The organism is Amycolatopsis tucumanensis (assembly GCF_021654135.1).
GTDB classification, from domain to species: Bacteria; Actinomycetota; Actinomycetes; order Mycobacteriales; family Pseudonocardiaceae; genus Amycolatopsis_E; species Amycolatopsis_E tucumanensis.
This window is the reverse complement of sequence record NZ_JAKGSD010000004.1, coordinates 122,281-138,619: the sequence shown is the minus strand read 5'-3', so window position 1 is coordinate 138,619 and position 16,339 is coordinate 122,281. Positions and strand designations below refer to the sequence as shown.

At 70.8% G+C, this 16,339-nt stretch carries 19 protein-coding genes; 13 read left to right on the top strand and 6 right to left on the bottom strand.

What is annotated here, in order from left to right; genetic code table 11:
- Window positions 1-93 precede the first annotated feature (93 nt).
- Window positions 94-591, top strand: a complete 498-nt coding sequence (locus L2C96_RS06990; RefSeq protein ID WP_237335600.1) for a hypothetical protein — start codon at window positions 94-96, stop codon at window positions 589-591.
- 274 nt (window positions 592-865) lie between these two features.
- Here the strand turns inward: L2C96_RS06990 and L2C96_RS06985 are convergent, their stop codons facing one another.
- Window positions 866-1,225, bottom strand: coding sequence for a helix-turn-helix domain-containing protein (locus tag L2C96_RS06985; RefSeq protein WP_237335599.1), 360 nt, complete (start codon window positions 1,223-1,225; stop codon window positions 866-868).
- 397 nt (window positions 1,226-1,622) lie between these two features.
- Between L2C96_RS06985 and L2C96_RS06980 the strand changes: the two genes are divergently transcribed.
- Complete coding sequence (locus tag L2C96_RS06980; RefSeq protein ID WP_237335598.1) at window positions 1,623-1,928, top strand: DUF6881 domain-containing protein; 306 nt, start codon at window positions 1,623-1,625, stop codon at window positions 1,926-1,928.
- Between the two features lie 196 nt (window positions 1,929-2,124).
- Window positions 2,125-2,511, top strand: a complete 387-nt coding sequence (locus tag L2C96_RS06975; protein ID WP_237335597.1) for a hypothetical protein — start codon at window positions 2,125-2,127, stop codon at window positions 2,509-2,511.
- A 29-nt stretch (window positions 2,512-2,540) separates the two neighbouring features.
- On the opposite strand, the gene L2C96_RS06970 is transcribed toward L2C96_RS06975, so the two are convergent.
- Both L2C96_RS06970 and L2C96_RS06965 read right to left on the bottom strand, forming a co-directional pair.
- A complete protein-coding gene (locus L2C96_RS06970; protein ID WP_237335596.1) occupies window positions 2,541-3,188 on the bottom strand; it encodes an enoyl-CoA hydratase-related protein in 648 nt (215 codons plus the stop codon).
- Complete coding sequence (locus tag L2C96_RS06965) at window positions 3,185-3,775, bottom strand: TetR/AcrR family transcriptional regulator (protein WP_237335595.1); 591 nt, start codon at window positions 3,773-3,775, stop codon at window positions 3,185-3,187. The genes L2C96_RS06970 and L2C96_RS06965 overlap by 4 nt, the downstream gene beginning before the upstream one ends.
- A 399-nt stretch (window positions 3,776-4,174) precedes the next feature.
- Between L2C96_RS06965 and L2C96_RS06960 the strand changes: the two genes are divergently transcribed.
- The 4 genes from L2C96_RS06960 (at window position 4,175) to L2C96_RS06945 (ending at window position 7,018) form a co-directional block, all read left to right on the top strand.
- Window positions 4,175-4,387 (top strand): MerR family transcriptional regulator, encoded by a 213-nt coding sequence (locus tag L2C96_RS06960; protein WP_272882124.1) that lies wholly within the window; start codon window positions 4,175-4,177, stop codon window positions 4,385-4,387.
- A 138-nt stretch (window positions 4,388-4,525) separates the two neighbouring features.
- Window positions 4,526-5,245, top strand: coding sequence for a ZIP family metal transporter (locus L2C96_RS06955; RefSeq protein ID WP_237335643.1), 720 nt, complete (start codon window positions 4,526-4,528; stop codon window positions 5,243-5,245).
- 18 nt (window positions 5,246-5,263) lie between these two features.
- Entirely contained in the window at window positions 5,264-5,566 is a 303-nt protein-coding gene (locus L2C96_RS06950) for a hypothetical protein (RefSeq protein ID WP_237335594.1), read from the top strand.
- 210 nt (window positions 5,567-5,776) lie between these two features.
- The gene (locus tag L2C96_RS06945) at window positions 5,777-7,018 is read left to right on the top strand and encodes an MFS transporter (protein WP_372491172.1); all 1,242 of its coding nucleotides are present in this window, start codon (window positions 5,777-5,779) and stop codon (window positions 7,016-7,018) included.
- Here L2C96_RS06945 and L2C96_RS06940 read toward each other — a convergent pair.
- Complete coding sequence (locus L2C96_RS06940; RefSeq protein ID WP_237335593.1) at window positions 7,007-8,362, bottom strand: MFS transporter; 1,356 nt, start codon at window positions 8,360-8,362, stop codon at window positions 7,007-7,009. The two genes, L2C96_RS06945 and L2C96_RS06940, sit on opposite strands and share 12 nt — an antisense overlap.
- Window positions 8,363-8,559: 197 nt before the next feature.
- Here L2C96_RS06940 and L2C96_RS06935 point away from each other — a divergent pair, with 197 nt between their 5' ends.
- Window positions 8,560-8,823: a DUF3040 domain-containing protein gene (locus tag L2C96_RS06935; protein ID WP_020418306.1), complete on the top strand. Its 264-nt coding sequence runs from the start codon at window positions 8,560-8,562 to the stop codon at window positions 8,821-8,823.
- 34 nt (window positions 8,824-8,857) lie between these two features.
- On the opposite strand, the gene L2C96_RS06930 is transcribed toward L2C96_RS06935, so the two are convergent.
- The gene (locus L2C96_RS06930) at window positions 8,858-9,409 is read right to left on the bottom strand and encodes a DUF305 domain-containing protein (protein WP_237335592.1); all 552 of its coding nucleotides are present in this window, start codon (window positions 9,407-9,409) and stop codon (window positions 8,858-8,860) included.
- Between the two features lie 55 nt (window positions 9,410-9,464).
- Window positions 9,465-9,812 carry a hypothetical protein gene (locus L2C96_RS06925; protein ID WP_237335591.1) on the bottom strand — a complete coding sequence of 116 codons (348 nt, stop codon included), beginning with the start codon at window positions 9,810-9,812 and terminating at the stop codon, window positions 9,465-9,467.
- Window positions 9,813-10,052: 240 nt separating this feature from the next.
- Here L2C96_RS06925 and L2C96_RS06920 point away from each other — a divergent pair, with 240 nt between their 5' ends.
- From L2C96_RS06920 to L2C96_RS06900, 5 genes are all read left to right on the top strand, one after another.
- Window positions 10,053-10,331, top strand: coding sequence for a PASTA domain-containing protein (locus tag L2C96_RS06920; protein WP_228685023.1), 279 nt, complete (start codon window positions 10,053-10,055; stop codon window positions 10,329-10,331).
- A gap of 141 nt (window positions 10,332-10,472) precedes the next feature.
- Window positions 10,473-11,621 (top strand): beta-1,3-glucanase family protein, encoded by a 1,149-nt coding sequence (locus tag L2C96_RS06915; RefSeq protein ID WP_237335590.1) that lies wholly within the window; start codon window positions 10,473-10,475, stop codon window positions 11,619-11,621.
- A gap of 13 nt (window positions 11,622-11,634) precedes the next feature.
- Window positions 11,635-12,597, top strand: a complete 963-nt coding sequence (locus tag L2C96_RS06910; protein ID WP_237335589.1) for a chitinase — start codon at window positions 11,635-11,637, stop codon at window positions 12,595-12,597.
- Window positions 12,598-12,770: 173 nt separating this feature from the next.
- Window positions 12,771-14,609 (top strand): hypothetical protein, encoded by a 1,839-nt coding sequence (locus tag L2C96_RS06905; protein WP_020418312.1) that lies wholly within the window; start codon window positions 12,771-12,773, stop codon window positions 14,607-14,609.
- A gap of 60 nt (window positions 14,610-14,669) precedes the next feature.
- Window positions 14,670-16,331 (top strand): hypothetical protein, encoded by a 1,662-nt coding sequence (locus L2C96_RS06900; protein ID WP_237335588.1) that lies wholly within the window; start codon window positions 14,670-14,672, stop codon window positions 16,329-16,331.
- The last annotated feature ends 8 nt before the right edge of the window (window positions 16,332-16,339 follow it).

Genomic DNA, 16,339 nt, shown 5'->3' with positions numbered 1-16,339 from the left:
GAGCAAGGCGCAGCGTGCCGCAACACGTCGACGCCACATCGCAACGTCATCGCGAGTTGAACTTCAACCGGTTGCCCCCCGTACGATCGCTGCGTGGAAGTGCAGGAATGGCGCATCGGGCCGGTTCTGAAGGTCGGCGCCCTGCTAACGTCCCTCGGCTTCGCGGCCATCGGCGCGTTAGCCATGCATGACGGCCTCCTGGACGGAACACAGGACCTGGACGCGGTGCTCGTCGCCGTCCTCATGGTGCTTGCTCTCATCACGATCTACCGCATGGTGTGGTGGCCCCGGATGACCCTTACCGGAAGCGAGATCTTGGTCCGGAACCCGTGGCGGAGGTACTCGGTCGCAGTGAAGGACGTGGTCACGCTCAATACCAATCCGAGCGGGATCCTGATCGGGGACCGCGAGGGGGCGACCGTCGTCGCGTGGGTAGGCCAGAAGGGGACCGGAGCCAGTTGGCTCGGACTCACGGTACGAGCAGACAAGATCATCGAAGAACTCGCAACAGCGGTGGACGAGGAACATAGGCGCGCTGGCCTCCCCACCCCTCGCACCATCCGCAGGTACCTCCCTCGCGCTGAGGAGTAGTGGCTGCCGCACGTTGCTTTGGGGGTCCCGGCGCATTCACACCCTGCCTCCGGCGGCCAGGGCTCCGCCCTGGACCCGGCACCGCTTCGGAGATCAGGAAAGGCACCGGTGACCTCCTCACGGCGCGCCCGAGGGCAGCCAGCCCGGCCGGCACCGGTCAAGGGCGCTTCGCGGCCTCCGGCAAACCCTTGACCGGCACCACCCGGCCTGGCAGGGGTGAGCCCGCGCCGCGAGGAGATCACCTCAGCGGGACAGCGTGGAAAGTTGTGCCCGCTCAATTTCGGCCAAGATCGGCGGTGTCGGCTGCCAGTACCTTCCTGTACATGACAACCAGCGCCTCCATCGACTCCTTGGAGAGAAGCGACTGTGACCGGATTGCCTCTTCAACGGCATCAGCAGCGGCCGCGGCCGCTTCAATAACCTGCCTGAACCGGTCGAACGGCACACCGAGCGCGTCTGCAATCGCCCGCAGCTCTCGCGGCACTGCGGCGCCCCGCTCCCACTCCGAGACCGTGCTTTGATCCACCCCGACCGCCGCTCCTAGCTGGGTCTGATTCCACCCTCGTTCCTTCCGCAGCTCTCGGATCAAGTTGCCGACTGCTCGCCGTACTGCTTCAGTTGGATCACGTCGCATGGGAGAGACTATGGCATATATGACCCATATTTCCCATAGCCTACGGAAGATCATCTCCCCGCTTTTTCCCCACGAAACGACGGCAGACGCCGACAAGCAGCCCGCAACGGCGAGCGTTTGCACTCGCGATCCGGGCAGCTCATCGGCGCTATCAACAACCAACGGCAGACGACCCGCCAAGTGGTCAACTACTCCGTAGGTTCTGGGTTCGAGCCCCAGGCGCCCCACTCTTTCGCCTGGTCAGCCAGGCTGTGGACGGTTTCTGTTGATCGGGACGGAGCCATGCGCCGCGGCGTGCGGACCATGAAGTCGAACGCGTCTGCCGGGCCGTCCTCGGCGGTACGGGTGAAGACAACGACTACCCCCTGGCCCCGGCACCGTTCGGAGAAGAGGACCGATGCCGAGCTACAAGAAGGTGATCTGGCACCACGACCACCCTGACGAACCGGTTCTCCTCTACAGCGAGACCGGCGACGACGGCTACGAGACCCGCAAGGTCGACCTGTACCGAGACGGCCGCCAGGACTACGCAGATGAGTCGACTTCCATCGGCACGACGTTTCTGGGCCAGGAGCCGGAACCGCCGCTCGAAGAGATCGCGGCCGATGCGGACTTCACGTTGTTCGTCATCGACGCCGAGGAGTTCGAAGCTGTCTGGCGCAGTGCCCTCCGTTCGCACCGGCCTCAGATGGGCAGCGACTAAGTTCACGGGTGGGTCTTCGAGACCAACGTTCACAAGTCGCTGGAGCACCTGTCGTCGTGCAGGCGGTCGAAGAGGCGCTTCCGGCAACGGACGCCGAGCGAGCAGACGGGTGGTACGACTACCCACTGGCCGGGCAACCTCAATTGTCCGTGTCCCTCGCCGCTGATCCTGGTGCCAGCCCGTCTTAGTCCGAGTCGTGGGCGAGATCGAAGAGAACCCCGCAGATGCCGGCTTCGCGCTGTTCGTGGGCGGGGGTCCGCGCGCCAGCCGCTTGCCGTCACCAGACCCGCGGCGTCAGAATCCCTCGATGAGCCCGGTCCAGTCGCTGATCGACGATCTGCTCCTGATCCTGCGCAGCGGCGACCACGACACCTCCTGGACCCGCTACGAATCCGTCGGCCAACTGATCGCCGAGTTGGAGCGGCTTCGTGCGCGGGGCGATGACGCGGCGGCGGAGGTTCGGCGCTTGTGCCTGCCCACCGGCGTCATCGACGAGATCGCCGTCTCCAGCGGCTGGTCCGAGGCCTGGCTGCGGCTCACCACCGGCAAGCACCGGGACGTCCTCTCCCCCCAGCACGGGTAACGGCCGTCCTCAAGGGACGGTCGCGAACCTCAGGCACGCAGCGCGGACACTGCCCCCGCGAACATCGTCGCCTTGATCGTGCCCAGCGTGCCCGGGTCCTTGCCGGCCAGGGGGCGCACCCTCGCCACCGCCCGGTCGCGCAGCTCGGCCTCGCTCGCCGTGTCGTCGACCAGGCCGAGCTCGCGCGCGTCCGGGCCGCCGAAGCGGGTTCCCGTGGTCATCGACGCGATCGCGGCGGCCGGAGTCAGCTTGGCCTGGATCAACGCCGCCATGCCGGGGGTGAACGGGATGTTGATGTCGGCCTCCGGGAAGCAGAAGAAGCCCCGGTCGGCGCGCATGATCCGGAAATCGTGCGCCATCGCGAGCATCGCGCCCGCCCCGAACGCGTGGCCGTTCACCGCCGCGATCGTGGGCACCGGCAGCGTCAGCACGCGCGCGAGGAGGTCCTGCACGTCGGCGACGTAGCTCTGCGCCTGGTCGCCGTGCGCCGAGAGCCAGTCCAGGTCGAGGCCGTTCGAGTAGAACTTGCCGGTCCCGATCGTCACCAGCGCGGACGCACTCCCGGCGACCGTGTCGAGCGCGGCGTGCACGCCCTTCAGCCAGTCCGGCGCGAACCGGTTCTCGTCGGCGCCCAGGTCGAGCACGTACACCGGGTCTTCGAAATGCAGCACGATCATCCCTTCGGTCGAAGTGGCACAGCGAGAACGGCCCGCACGGCGGCGGCCAGCCGGTCCCGGTGGTCGGCGCTGGTGTCCAGCTCCCGCCGGAAGAACGCGGTCGGCAAGTCGACCACGCACGTCGTCATCACGCCGACCGCCACCGCGTCCCGCCGGTCCCACATCGCCCGCGACAGCCGGACCAGCAACGCCACCACGCGCTTGTCCAGTGCGAACAGGGCATCGGCGAGTTCGGTCGGCAGACCGGGGCCGAGCAGCTGGTCCTTGTCGACGGTCAGCAGCATCCGCGCCGCGTGCGGGCGCCGCTCGGCGAACACGGCCGGGGCGGCGGCGGCCGCGACCACCGCGTCCTCGGGCGACACGGCGGCGTCGGCGAGTTCCGACTGCAGGTCCAGGAAGTCCGTCGCCGCCCGCAGCCACACCCGGCCGAGCAACGCCGCGATCGAGCCGAACGCGTGGTAGATCGCGCCGTTCGACACGCCGGCGGCGCTCGCCAGGCTGCGCACCGACACCGCGCCGTCCTCCGCGACCAGTCGCTCGGCGGTGTCGAGCAGCCGGTCGAGGTCGTGCACGCGTGGCCGGGGCATGACCGGACAGTAACAGAGCACCTGCTCTAAAACTAGCGGCAGCGGTCACAGCGCGGCTCGGGGCGCCAAGCGCCGGCCTGCGCATCGAGTTCGCGGCGGACCTGCCACCGCGGCTTGAGGTTCCCGGACGCGTCATGCCGCAGCGTGCCGAACACGCGCATTTCCCGCCGCCGCCGTCCGCACCGGGGGCACCGCACGCGCCGGAACACGCGGCGGCTCACCGTGTCGCTCCGGCGCCATCTCGACATGTCGCCCCTTCCCGACCCGGAAGTCGGACGGCTCGGCGGGCCCGTTACCCCACCCGGTAAAAGGTTTGGCCGACAAGGACATGGAGGCTATGCGGGCCAACCGGGCCATGGGCCGCGCGGCCCCGGCGGGTCACCCAATACGGTGACGATCATGACTGCACGCCGACGTACGGTGGGCTCGGGTGAACTCGCGGCCGAGCTGGGCCTGTCCCGGCGGTCGATCAGCCGTTACGCCGAGCGCGGCTGGATCCGGCCGGTGCTCGTCACCCCCGGCGGCCAGTACCGCTGGGACGTCGAGGACGTGCGCAAACAGCTCGACGCGCTACGTGAACGCAGGCCGGGCCGGGAGAGCTCGTCCGGTTAGGACGGACCGCCCACCGCCGTTGTAAGCGCTTTCCACCGCGCCGTACCGAGCAGAACCACGCCCGCCGCGCGACGATGATCCCCGGACACGACGCGGGAGGTGCGGATGCCGGAGTGGCTCGAAGCCGGGGTGTGAGGCCTGGTCGGTGGGGCGGCGCTCGTGATCGGCGCCGCGGTGGCGTGGTTCGCGCGCGTACCGTCGCGGGTGGTCGCCTGGATCATGGCCTTCGGGGCCGGGGTGCTGATCTCGGCGCTCGCCTTCGACCTGGTGGACGAGGCCGAGCGCACCGGCGGCCTGCTCCCGACGGCGTTCGGGTTCCTCGGCGGGGCCGTGGCGTACGTGCTGGCGAACGTCGCGCTGGCCCGGCGCGGCGCGCGGCACCGGAAGCGGTCGCACGGCCGGCAGCCCTCGGAGGACGAGGTGCGGGGCAGCGGCAGCGCGATCGCGATCGGGGCGCTGCTGGACGGGGTGCCGGAGTCGGTCGTGCTGGGGCTGTCGCTGCTCGGCGGTGGCGGGATCGGCGTGTCCGTGCTGGCCGCGGTGTTCATCTCGAACGTGCCGGAGGGGTTGTCGAGCGCGGCCGGCATGAAGCAGGCGGGCCGGAGCGCGCGGTACGTGTTCGGGGTGTGGGGCGGCATCGCGCTGGCCAGTGGCGCCGCCGCGCTGCTGGGGAACCTGCTCCTCGGCGGCGCGGCGCCGGAGACGATCGCGGTGATCACGGCGGTGGCGGCAGGCGCGATCCTGGCGATGATCGCGGACACGATGGTGCCGGAGGCGTTCGAGGAGGCGCAGCTGGTGACGGGCCTGATCACGGCGGCCGGGTTCCTGACGGCCTTCGCCCTGGAACGGGCGGCCTGATCGCGCCAGGATCGGATCATGACCGAGGCCTGGACCCGCGGCGGCTACTACGTGCAGACCAGCGCGGACGTGGAAACCGCGACCCGCATCGCGCGAGCCGTGCTCGGTCACGAGCCCGAAGTGCGCCGGACGAACCTGCGCGTCGGTTTTCTGCAGGCCGATGCCGACCAGAACCTGCTCGCGCCGGTCTGGTTCACCTGCCGCGCGGAGGTGGACCTCGGCTACCAGCGCCGGGAAGCCAGGAAGATCACCTGGGCACTGCGACGGCGCCTGCACCACGCCCGCCGGCGCTACTCCGCCCCGCTCCGGTTCCGGGTGTGACTGCGGCCCTCGCCACACCGGAGAAGTGTTAGCAGCGGCCGCTGTAGCCATCGACACAAGGACAGCTCGCTGACCCGCCGGTAGCGTGGTGACGCGCCTGGGCGAGTGCCCAGAAAAGCAGGTCTTGGCCCCGACCGGCCCAGGCCTCAAGCACGTCCCACCGCCGGGACCCGTTCAGGACTACCCCGGCTCCTTCGGAAGGAAACACCCTTGCGGCGAGAAATGCCGCCGATGATCCGCGCGCTCGGAAACCACAACTACCGCCTGTGGGCGACCGCCGACTTCGTCTCGGTGACCGGTACGTGGATGCAGGTACTCGGCCTCAACTGGGTCGTCATGGCCCGCACCGGCTCGGCCACCTCGGTCGGCCTGTCGGTCCTCCTCTCGACCCTCCCGGCGCTGCTCATCGGCCCCTGGGCGGGGGCGATCGCCGACCGGTTCCCGCCCCGGCGGATCATCCTCGCCGGCCAGACCACCCACCTGGTCATCGCGTTGCTGCTGGCGTTCATGGTGTGGCAGGACATGCCGCTGGCCACCATCTACGGCCTCACCGCGCTCGCCGGCATGGTCGGCGCCTTCGAATCCCCCGCGCTGGGCCGGTTCGCGGGCCAGGTCGTCCCCCGCCACGACCTCGGCAACGCGCTCGCCCTCGGCAGCATCATCAACTCCGCCGGGCGCGTGCTCGGCATGAGCCTGGCCGGCGTGCTCGCCGCCGCGGTCGGGGACGCGCTCCTGTTCGTGCTCAACGCGGCCAGCTTCGTCGCCGTCATCGTCACCGTCCTGGTGATCCGCACGGCCGAACTGCACCCGCTCGCCGTCGCCAAGGCCGAACGCGCCGGGGTCCGCGCCGGCGTGGCCTACGTGCGCCGCAGCCACGTGCTGATCGTCCTGTTCACGCTCGGCTTCGTGCTGTCCGGCCTCGGCCGCAACTACCAGGTCACCATGGCCGCCATGGCCCAAGGGCCGCTGAACTCGGGCGCCGCGGGCTACGGGCTGCTGTCGTCCGTGTTCGCCGTCGGCACGGTGATCGGCGGGATCATCGCGGCCCGCGTGCGGGAGCTCACCGTCCCGCTCCTGCTCGGCGCCGCCGCGGTCACGAGCTTCCTGCAGACCGTCAGCGGTTTCCTGCCCGGCATGCTCGGCTTCGGCGCGGTGATCCTGCCGATCGCGGCAGGCGCGGTCCTCATCGACACCGCGAAGAGCACCCGGCTGCAGCTCGACTCGGCCGAGGACATGCGCGGCCGCGTGCTCTCGATCGACGGCGCGATCGCCGCGGCCGCGGGCGCGACCGGCGCCCCGCTGCTCGGCTGGATGTGCGAGCGGCTCGGCGCGAGCGAGGCCCTGCTGGTCGCGGGTGTGGTCACCCTCGCCGCCACCGGTGTGGCGACGCTCGCGCTGCAGCGGGCGCGCCGCCGGGTCGTCGAACCCGTGCTCGCCGCCTCAGCGGCGTGACCCGGTCAGCTCGTCGGGGCTGACGATCGCCGGGGAGCCCTGCAACGGCCGGCCCGCCGACTCCCGCGTCAGGTGGATGCAGATCGCGCCGACGACACCGGCCGCGATCAGGTAGTACGCGGGCCAGTTCAGGTCGCCGGTGCCGGCCACCAGGGCTCCCATCACGGTCGACGTGGTGCCGCCGAACAGCGACACCGAGATGTTGAACGCGATCGACAGCGCTCCGGCGCGGATGTGCGTCGGGAACATCGCGGGCAGCGTCGCGGGCAGCGTGCTGGAGAAGCACACCAGTGTCAGGCCCATCACGGTCAGCCCGGCGAACGTCGCGACGTCCCCGCCGACGCGGAGCAGCAGCACGGCGGGCAACGACAACACGATCAGCCCGAGACAGCCCGCCATCACGATCCGGCGGCGCCCGAACCGGTCCGACAGCCGCCCGAGGATCGTGACCACCACCATCAGCAGCACGAGCACCACGATCTGCAGCACCTGCGCCGCGGTCTCCCCGACCCCGTCCTCGCCGTGGCCGGGCAGCGTGTCGGTCAGGTAGGTCGGCATGTAGCTGGTGAGCATGTAGTTCGTCACGTTCCAGGCGAGCACCAGCCCGGCGCACAGCAGCATCGCGGGCCAGTAGCGGCTGAAGATCGTGCGGAACTCCTGCCCGGCCGACCCGCGCTGCTTCCCCTCGCCGGAGACGTAGTTCGCGAACGCCGGCGTCTCCTCCAGCCGCAGCCGCAGGTAGAGGCCGACCAGGCCGATCGGCAGCGCGATCAGGAACGGGATCCGCCAGCCCCAGCTCAGCAGCTGGTCCTCGGTGAGCACCGCGGTCAGCACGGTCGCGATCGTCGCGCCGAACGCGTACCCGGTCAGGGTGCCGAATTCGAGCCAGCTGCCCAGGAACCCGCGGCGGCGGTCCGGCGCGTACTCGGCGATGAACGTCATGGCGCTGCCGTACTCGCCGCCCGTCGAGACGCCCTGGAGCAGCCGGGCGAACAGAACCAGCAGCGGCGCGGCGATGCCGATCGCCTCGTACCCGGGCACCACGCCGATCGCGAAGGTGCCCAGCGCCATCAGCACGACGGTCAGCGACAGCACGCGCTTGCGGCCGATGCGGTCGGACAGCGGCCCGAAGAACAGCCCGCCGAACGGCCGGATCAGGAACGACACCGCGAACAAGCCGAAGGTGGCGATCGTCGCGACCGGACCGGACAGGTCGGTGAAGAAGACCTTGCTGATCGTCGTGGTGAGGTAGCCGTAGACGCCGAAGTCGTACCACTCGGTGATGTTGCCGATCGCCGCCGCGCCGACCGCCCGCTTGACCACCGCCGGATCAGCGACGCTCACGTTTTGGTCTGGCACCGTCGCCGCGTACCCGTGGTCTGGACCGGGAAAACCACCCGGTCCAGGGGATCCGCGATGAGCCGCACCACACGCGAAGCGGCCGTACCCCGAGCGGTCGAACCCATCGCCACCCGGATTGACCTGCGCTGATCCGGGTATCCGCCGGTGCAGACCAGTCGACGGCGACCCAGGGGCGGCCCATGTTGAGCCGGAACGAGCAACAGCAGCTCAGGGCGATCGAGCAGTGGTTCGAGATCAGCGATCCCGAGCTGACCAGAGCGCTGCGCGAGGGCCGGTTCCACCACCTCGGCCGGTTCCGCAGGCTGGGGTGCCTGGCGTTGATGACGTTCGGCGCGCTCCTGATCGGGCTGGGCGCGGTGACCGCGAACGTGTTCCTGTTGTTCGTCGGCATCCTCGCCCTGACCACGGGCGTGTGCCTGCGGATCGGCGCGCTGCGGCCGTGACGGCGGGGCGGACGCCCGCCCCGCCGCCCGCTGGTCAGGCGAGCATCGCCTGCATTTCGGCGATCTCCGCCTGCTGGCTGTCGATGATCCGCTGGGCCAGTGCCTTCGCGTCGGCGTTCGAGCCCGCCGCCAGCTCGGTCCGCGCCATCTCGATCGCGCCCTGGTGGTGCTCGATCATCATCCGCAGGAACTGCCGGTCGAACTCGGCGCCGGTGGCGTGCTCGAGCGCGGCCATGTCGTCGTGGCCCATCTCGCCCGGCATCGAGTGGTCCATCGGCGTGGCCGGCGCGGCCCACTGGGTGAGCCAGCCGCGCATCTGCTGGATCTCCGGGTCCTGCGCCCGCTGGATGCGGGCGGCGAGGTCGAGCACGCGCTGGTCGGTGCTGCGGCCGGGCGCCAGCTCCGCCATCGCGAGCGCACCTTCGTGGTGCGGGATCATCATCCGGGCGAAGTCGACGTCGGCCTGGTTGTGACCGGCCTGCTGCTCGGCCGCGGTCGTGGTGGTGCCGTGGGACTCGTGCGGCTGGGTCCCGCAACCGGCCAGGAGGATGGCGGCCAGCAGCAGGCCGCCCATGGTCTTGCGCATGGGAAAGGAAACCTCTCATGTGTTTGCTACTGCGAATTCGGCGGACGAGCGCCGATCACAGCCGCAGCACGCAGAGGCCGGCGAGCACCGCGCGACCGGACGGCCGGTCCGGCGCCCGCGAGCGGGGACGGCCGGCGGGGCGACGGGCGAGCGGCGGGTTGCGCACCGCGCGCAGCAGCGTCCACAGGCCGAGCAGCACCCCGGCCAGCAGCACGGCGAGGCACAGGTGCAGCACGTCGTGCGTCATGCCGTGGCCGTGGTCGCCGTCGGGTTGCCCGGCGTGGGCGACCACGGTCACGACCGCGCTCTCCGGGTGGTCCGCTCCGGCGATGTGGTGCATGCCGACCAGGCCGAACGCGAGCAGGCACAGCAGCACCGCTCGTCGCCAGCCGGTCACCGTCACGCGATCAGGATATGCCGAGCGGTGGATCGGGCGGCGGCATCGGGGGCTCCGGCGGGGTCGGCGGCACCGGCGGTTCGGGCGGTGGCGGCACCGGATCGGGACCCGGCCCGGGCGGAATGGGCTCGGGACCGGGAGGCACGGGGTGCACCATGGCGTCCTCCCTGGGTCGTTGTCGACATGCCCGGTATACCCGGTTCCGGATCGCGGCGCACGTCGTCGATCTGCGCCTAGACTGGTCACATGCGGCGGCACCGGCCGGTAGTCGAAGTGCCCGACGTCGTTGGCCTCGGCGCGGACGACGCGTGCTCGATCGTGCGCCGCGCCGGGCTGGTCCCCGCCGGGCCCGAGGGCATGCCCGCGCCCGAGGAGGGCGTGGTCGTCGCGCAGGCGCCCATCGGCACGGCAGGCGCCGAGCAGGGCGCCACGGTCGTCCTGATCACCCAGCACGGCCGCCGCCCGTCGGACGACCCGATCACGCCGCCGCCGACCGAAGAGGCCGACACCCTCCAGCCTGCCTGATCGGGCAGCCGCCCCTTCCCGGCCGTCCCGCGACCGGACAACGCCTGTCAGCACTTCACCTGATGAGCCTATTGTCCGTTACCGCGCGCGCCACTCACATTGGTATAGACCATCCACTCGATCGGATGAAAGGGTCTGCCGATGCTGAGTCGCCGGAGCTTCCTCCTCGCCGCGAGCGCCGGAGCGGTGGCGCTCTCCGTCAGACCGGCGAGCGCGGCCACCGCGCTGCCCCTGACGATCGTCAACGACAGCGGCGAGTTCGCGAACACCTCGATCTGGTGCTACCTGGTCGGCACCGACAGCGCGGGCAACCAGTTCCGGGTCCGCGCGGACGGGTCCATTGCGCCGGTTTCGTTGTCCGACAACGGTTCCGACGGGTTCACCGACTACGCGATCCCGCTGAACGCCAGCGGCGCCACCACGATCAACGTGCCGCCGATGTCCGGGCGCCTGTACTTCGCGCTGGGGCAGAAGCTCAAGTTCAAGGCCGTCACCGACGGCGCCGGCCGCCCGGCACTGCAGTACCCGGCGGGGTGGGTGGCGAGCGACCCGAACTACCGGATCCTGCACGACTTCGTCGAGTTCACGCTCGACGACCTGGGCATGCACTGCAACACCACGATGGTCGACCAGTTCAGCGTGCCGCTGTCGATCCAGCTCACCGGCGCCGCGTCGCAGAGCACCGGGACACTCAAGGCGGGCGGCCGGGCGCAGATCTTCGACCAGATCCGGGCGCAGCCGGACTTCGCGAACCTGGTGGTGGACGACCTGCGGGTGATCGCGCCCGGTCACGGCCTGGACGCCGGCCGGTTCTCCGCCACGTACTTCGACAGCTACACCGACGCGGTGTGGGCCAAGTACGCGGGCACGGACCTGCGGCTGGACACCGGATCCGCGGTCTTCACCGGGCGCGTCGGGTCCGACGGCAACCTCGTCGTCCGGGACGGCTCCGGCCGCACCGCGTCGCCGATCCGGCGACCGTCCACACGGGACATCCTGTTCTGCGACGGCGCGCTGGCCGCGCCGAACGACGGGCTCACCGGCCCGGTCGCGGCGCTGCTCGGCGCCGCGCTGAACCGCTCGACGCTGCTGGACAACCCGAACCAGCCGGTCTCCGACCCCGGCGCGTTCTACCGCACGGCGGTGACCAACCACTACGCCCGGATCATGCACACCGCCACCGCGGACGGGCGGGCGTACGGCTTCGCGTTCGACGACGTCGGCGGGTTCGCCTCCTACATCGAAGACCCCGCCCCGCGGTCCTGCACCGTCACCCTCACCCCGTTCTAGGAAGGGCTCGCACATGAAACGACTGATCGTGCTCGTGCTCGCCGGGCTCCTCGTCGCGCTCGGCTGGACGCCCGCGCAGGCCGCGTTGCCGTCCAAGCAGCTCACCGGCTACTGGCAGAACTTCGTGAACTCGGCGCAGCCGCTGAAGCTGTCGCAGGTGCCCGACGCCTACGACGTCATCGTGCTCGCCTTCGCCAACGCCGACCCCGCCACGCCCGGCGCGGTGACCTTCGGCGTGGACCCTGACCTGTCGAACGCGCTCGGCGGCTACACCGACGCCGACCTGAAGGCCGACATCGCGGCCAAGAAGTCGGCCGGCAAGTCGATCGTGCTGTCGATCGGCGGCGAGCGGGGCAACATCGACCTGAGCAGCGCCGACCGGGTGAGCGCTTTCGTCGACTCGTTCACCCGCGTCGCGACCGAGTTCGGCGTCCAGGGCATCGACATCGACCTGGAGGGCACCTTCGACGCGGCGAACACCGCGAGCGCGGTGACCCAGGTGCACGACCGCATGGGCGACGGCTTCCTGGTCACGATGGCGCCGCAGACGCTCGACGTGCAGCCCGGCGGCCGGTACCTGACGCTGATCGAGAGCGTGAAACCGCTGATCACCGTCGTGCACACGCAGTACTACAACTCCGGCTCGATGCTCGGGTGCGACGGACGGGTGGTGTCGCAGGGCAGTGTCGACTTCATCACCGCGCAGGCCTGCCACCTGCTGCAGGTGCTGCGGCCGGACCAGGTCGCGATCGGGTTGCCGGCGACCGCGCAGGCGGCGGGCAGCGGGTACGTGGCGCCCTCGGTGGTGAACGCGGCGCTCGACTGCCTGGCGACGCGGACCGGCTGCGGGTCCTACGTGCCGTCGACCGCGTGGCCCGGCATCAGCGGCGTGATGACGTGGTCGGTCAACTGGGACGCCTCGTCGGGCTGGGCGTTCTCCACTCCGGTGCGGGCGCACCTGGACGCGCTCGGCTGACTGTCCGTACTGGACACTGTCCCCGTGTCACTCGTCAGGGTGACACGGGGAACTTTTTGCGTGGGTTATTCCCAACCTTTGACACTGCTTTGACACCCCTCGGCGCCGCGCGGAACCATTCCGTTCCGCCCAATTCCCGGGCACAGATTCAGGGAACGGAACATGGAGAAGGCATGCGCCTGAAATCGCCGTCATGGCGAAAAATACTGACGGGCACGGCGGCCGTCGCACTCGCCGCCGGCGCCGTGACCTACACGGGCACGAGCAGCGCCTACGCCGACGTGCAGGTGGTCACCGATTCGAAAACCGGGGCCGACGGAAAGCAGTACTGGGTGGAGAACCACCTGGTCGGCGGCGACGTCAATAAAATTCGCAGTGAAAACAATGGGCAGCGCAAGGAATGGCTGCTCGTGTGGGCGGGCGACGAGAACATCGCGGACACCGTCGTCAAGGACGTCAAGAACCTGCCCGGCACCATCAGCGGCGGGCTCAACAAGGCGAAGAACGCGCTGCCCGGGCCGGACTTCCTCGCCGTCATCGACGCGACCGAGGGCTCCCCGACGTACGGCAAGGTCGTCAACACCGCCACGGTCGGCCCGCTGGTCGAGAACGAGCCGCACCACATGCAGTACGTGTGGCACAAGGGCGACACGATCTACGCCGGCGCGTTGTTCGCGGCCGCGACCTACGCGTTCGACGTGAGCGCGTTGCCGCAGCTCAAGCTCAAGGGCGTCAGCCTGCCGACGCAGACCCTCGGCGGGTCGGTCCCGGACGCCTACTGGGTGCTCAAGGACGGGACGGCCTACGGCACCTACATGGGTGGCCCGGTCGCGCCCGGCCCGTACACCTACGCCAACGGCCAGACCGTGATCAGCAACGGCTTCGCGGGCAGCCCCGGCGAGGTCGTGCGGTTCGACCAGAACGCGCAGGTCCTGTCGCAGACCTCGGCCGCCACGCCGCAGGGCGACAACGCGAAGCTGTGCGAGAACCTGCCGACGCTGGGCCAGCCGACCTGCGCCAACCCGCACGGCATCCAGGCCCGCGAGGACCTGAACACGCTGGTGACCAGCGACTACGCCGAGCCGCGGAACATCATCCTCGACCCGGTCAAGCAGCCGTCCCCGTACCTGCGCCGCCCGACGGTCCGGACCTGGGACATCTCCGACCGCAACAACCCGAAGCTCAAGGCCGTGTCCTACCTGCCGGACGGCCCACGCGCCGGGGACTACGACCCGCTCTACGCGGAGAGCCGCGCGGTCATGGAGACCACAGTGACCAACCTGCCCGGCCACAGGGGCGCCTTCGCCCAGACCATGCAGGGCGGCGCGGTGTTCTACACGCCGGACATCACCAAGGCCGAGCCCCACTGGTACCAGGTGTGGGACGACGGCGCGGCGAACCGGGCGCTGGGCAACAACGACAGCATCGGCGCCAGCTCCAACGGCGGCTGGATCCAGACCAGCCCGGACGACCGGTTCCTCTACCGCGCCATCCAGGGGCGGCAGAAGGGCACCCTCGGGCCGGACGACCCCGGCACCACCGGTGGCGTCTACATCTTGAACATCGAGAACCTGCTCGCGCAGGGTCCCGACTGGGCGGGTCCCGGCATCCAGACCAAGGAGCAGGCGCGCAGCGGCGCGGACAACGGGGTGCTGCCCACGCTCGCCGGTGCGGCGCCGATCAACCCGGGCACGCCGGGGGCGGGCCCGCACTGGGGCGCGTACGACAACTTCGAGCTGGGCGAGGACGGCTTCTACCACGAGGTCACCTCGCCGGACCGGCTCGCGGTGTCGAACTACTTCGTCGCCCGGTCCGGATTGGACGGTGACCACAAGGTCAACATCGTGAAGCTGTCGCCGGACGGCAAGGCCACGGTGGACCAGGACTTCCGCGACGAGTTCACCGGCCAGGTGGGCATCAACTTCAACCGGAAGTCGTGGCCGCACGGCGATTTCGGCAACGCGAAGCCCCACTCGGAACTGTTCGTCGTCGCCGACGCGGACGTGAAGTAAGCGCTCTCCGTGCGGGGCCGTCCCCGGCCCCGCACGGACGGTGCGCGGAAGAGGTAACTCATGGACCACGGGTCCCATCCGGTCACCGGCTCCGCCGGGCTGGATCTGGCCGCGCTGATCGTGCGGCTGGTGCTGCTGCCCGCCACGGCCTTCGTCGCGGGGATCGGGCTGCTGCGGCCGCAGGTGGAGACGCTGCCCCGCCGGTTGTGGCAGGTCACCGCCGTGCTGGGCGGTCTGTCGGCAGTGCTGGCCGTGGTGTCGGCGGTGGCCTTCGACGTCAACGCCGTCGGCGCGGTCGTGCACGCGCTGCTGGTGCTCGCCGTGCCGGTGCTGACCACGCGACGGCCGCCGGTGGGCCGCTGGGTGGCCACGGCGTTGCTGGTGTTGCTGGTGCTGGAGACCGCCCTGGGCCGGTCCGGGGTGGAGTTCGCGATCGACACGGTCTACGTCGGGGCGACGGCCGCCTGGTTCGGGCTGGCGTCGCTGGCGCTGGCGCGTGCGGAGACGCCCCGGCTCGGTCCGCTGTCCTGGACGCTCGGCGGTGTGCTGGCGCTGGCGGGCGCGGTGCAGCTGGTCCTGTCCGGGGTGGCGTTCGACCGGCGGCTGTACGAGACCGGGTTCGGGATCGCGTTGCTGGCCGCGTTCGTGCTGCCGATCGTGGCGGCCGTGTTGTGGCGGCGGGTCGCGGTCGTCGGTGTCGCGGCCGCGTTCGTGGCGTGGAGCGCGTTCGTCGCTCTGCCGGAGCCGGCCGAGCTGCCGGTGCCCGGGGTGCCGTTGCTCGCCGACGCGGGTGGCACGCCGGTGCTGGTGAGCCCGCAGCGGCCCGGGCGGAACCTCGTCCACCTGCCCACGGCCGGGTCGGTCGCGGTCGGGGACGGGCCGGCCGTCCAGGCGGTCGCGCGGCCGGGGGCCTCCGGGTTCTGGGCCGAGGTCGACCTGCCCGCGGGGCGCAGCTCGGTTGTGGTGTCCGGCCGGACCATCGAGGTGGACACCGGTTCGGCGAGCGGGGTCGCGACGGCGTCCAGCCCGGACGGACCGGAGTGCGCGACGACCGCGCTGGGCGGTCTGGTCGCCGGGCGGAAGGACGTGCTGACGAGCTGCCCGGCGGACGCGCTGTCCGAAGCGGACGCGGACGCGCTGCGCAAGCTCGTCGGTTTCCTGGCCGCCCGCGGGACCGGCTCGATCACGGTCGTCGGCGATTCGTCGGCGCGGGGCACGGAGGCGGCCCGGGTGGTCCGGGACGCGGCTGCGGCTGGTGGTGTCGCCGTGCGGCCGGACGGTGCGGCGCTGGTGGTGGTGTCCGGGTGGGCGCAGGCGGCGTCGGCGCTGGACGGTGCGGCCGCGGCGCAGCGGGAGCGGCCGGCGTACCCGTACGGGCTGTACGTCGCGCCGTGGTTGCTGACCGGGCCGCTGGTGAACACGGTCGCCAGCTCGACGGTGCCGCTGCGGTTCGACCCGCGCGAGCAGGCGGCGGTCAGTTACGCCGTGGCGCTGGACAACGCGTTCCCCGGCGAGGCGGCGACGGTGACCGGGTTCCGGCAGTGGCTCGGCCCGGAGCAGCCCGAACCGCCGCGGGTGCAGCTGTTCGCGGCGGCGCAGGTCAACGCGATGCCGATGGCGCCGGGACAGCCGCACGCGCCGGGCATGGACGTGCCGGGTGAGGGTGCCGGGTTCTTCATTCCACAGGGGACAGTAGTGCCGATCAGTTTTCCGCTCGGTTGAGACGGGCG

What these genes read in the sequence shown, in the direction of transcription:
- L2C96_RS06935 (WP_020418306.1), top strand. Translation starts at nt 8,560, where the DNA reads ATGTTGAGCCGGAACGAGCAACAGCAGCTCAGGGCGATCGAGCAGTGG.
- L2C96_RS06900 (WP_237335588.1), top strand. Translation starts at nt 14,670, where the DNA reads ATGGACCACGGGTCCCATCCGGTCACCGGCTCCGCCGGGCTGGATCTG.
- L2C96_RS06905 (WP_020418312.1), top strand. Translation starts at nt 12,771, where the DNA reads ATGCGCCTGAAATCGCCGTCATGGCGAAAAATACTGACGGGCACGGCG.
- L2C96_RS06950 (WP_237335594.1), top strand. Translation starts at nt 5,264, where the DNA reads ATGACCGAGGCCTGGACCCGCGGCGGCTACTACGTGCAGACCAGCGCG.
- L2C96_RS06960 (WP_272882124.1), top strand. Translation starts at nt 4,175, where the DNA reads ATGACTGCACGCCGACGTACGGTGGGCTCGGGTGAACTCGCGGCCGAG.
- L2C96_RS06965 (WP_237335595.1), bottom strand. Translation starts at nt 3,775, where the DNA reads ATGCCCCGGCCACGCGTGCACGACCTCGACCGGCTGCTCGACACCGCC.
- L2C96_RS06930 (WP_237335592.1), bottom strand. Translation starts at nt 9,409, where the DNA reads ATGCGCAAGACCATGGGCGGCCTGCTGCTGGCCGCCATCCTCCTGGCC.
- L2C96_RS06980 (WP_237335598.1), top strand. Translation starts at nt 1,623, where the DNA reads ATGCCGAGCTACAAGAAGGTGATCTGGCACCACGACCACCCTGACGAA.
- L2C96_RS06970 (WP_237335596.1), bottom strand. Translation starts at nt 3,188, where the DNA reads ATGATCGTGCTGCATTTCGAAGACCCGGTGTACGTGCTCGACCTGGGC.
- L2C96_RS06915 (WP_237335590.1), top strand. Translation starts at nt 10,473, where the DNA reads ATGCTGAGTCGCCGGAGCTTCCTCCTCGCCGCGAGCGCCGGAGCGGTG.
- L2C96_RS06920 (WP_228685023.1), top strand. Translation starts at nt 10,053, where the DNA reads ATGCGGCGGCACCGGCCGGTAGTCGAAGTGCCCGACGTCGTTGGCCTC.
- L2C96_RS06910 (WP_237335589.1), top strand. Translation starts at nt 11,635, where the DNA reads ATGAAACGACTGATCGTGCTCGTGCTCGCCGGGCTCCTCGTCGCGCTC.
- L2C96_RS06985 (WP_237335599.1), bottom strand. Translation starts at nt 1,225, where the DNA reads ATGCGACGTGATCCAACTGAAGCAGTACGGCGAGCAGTCGGCAACTTG.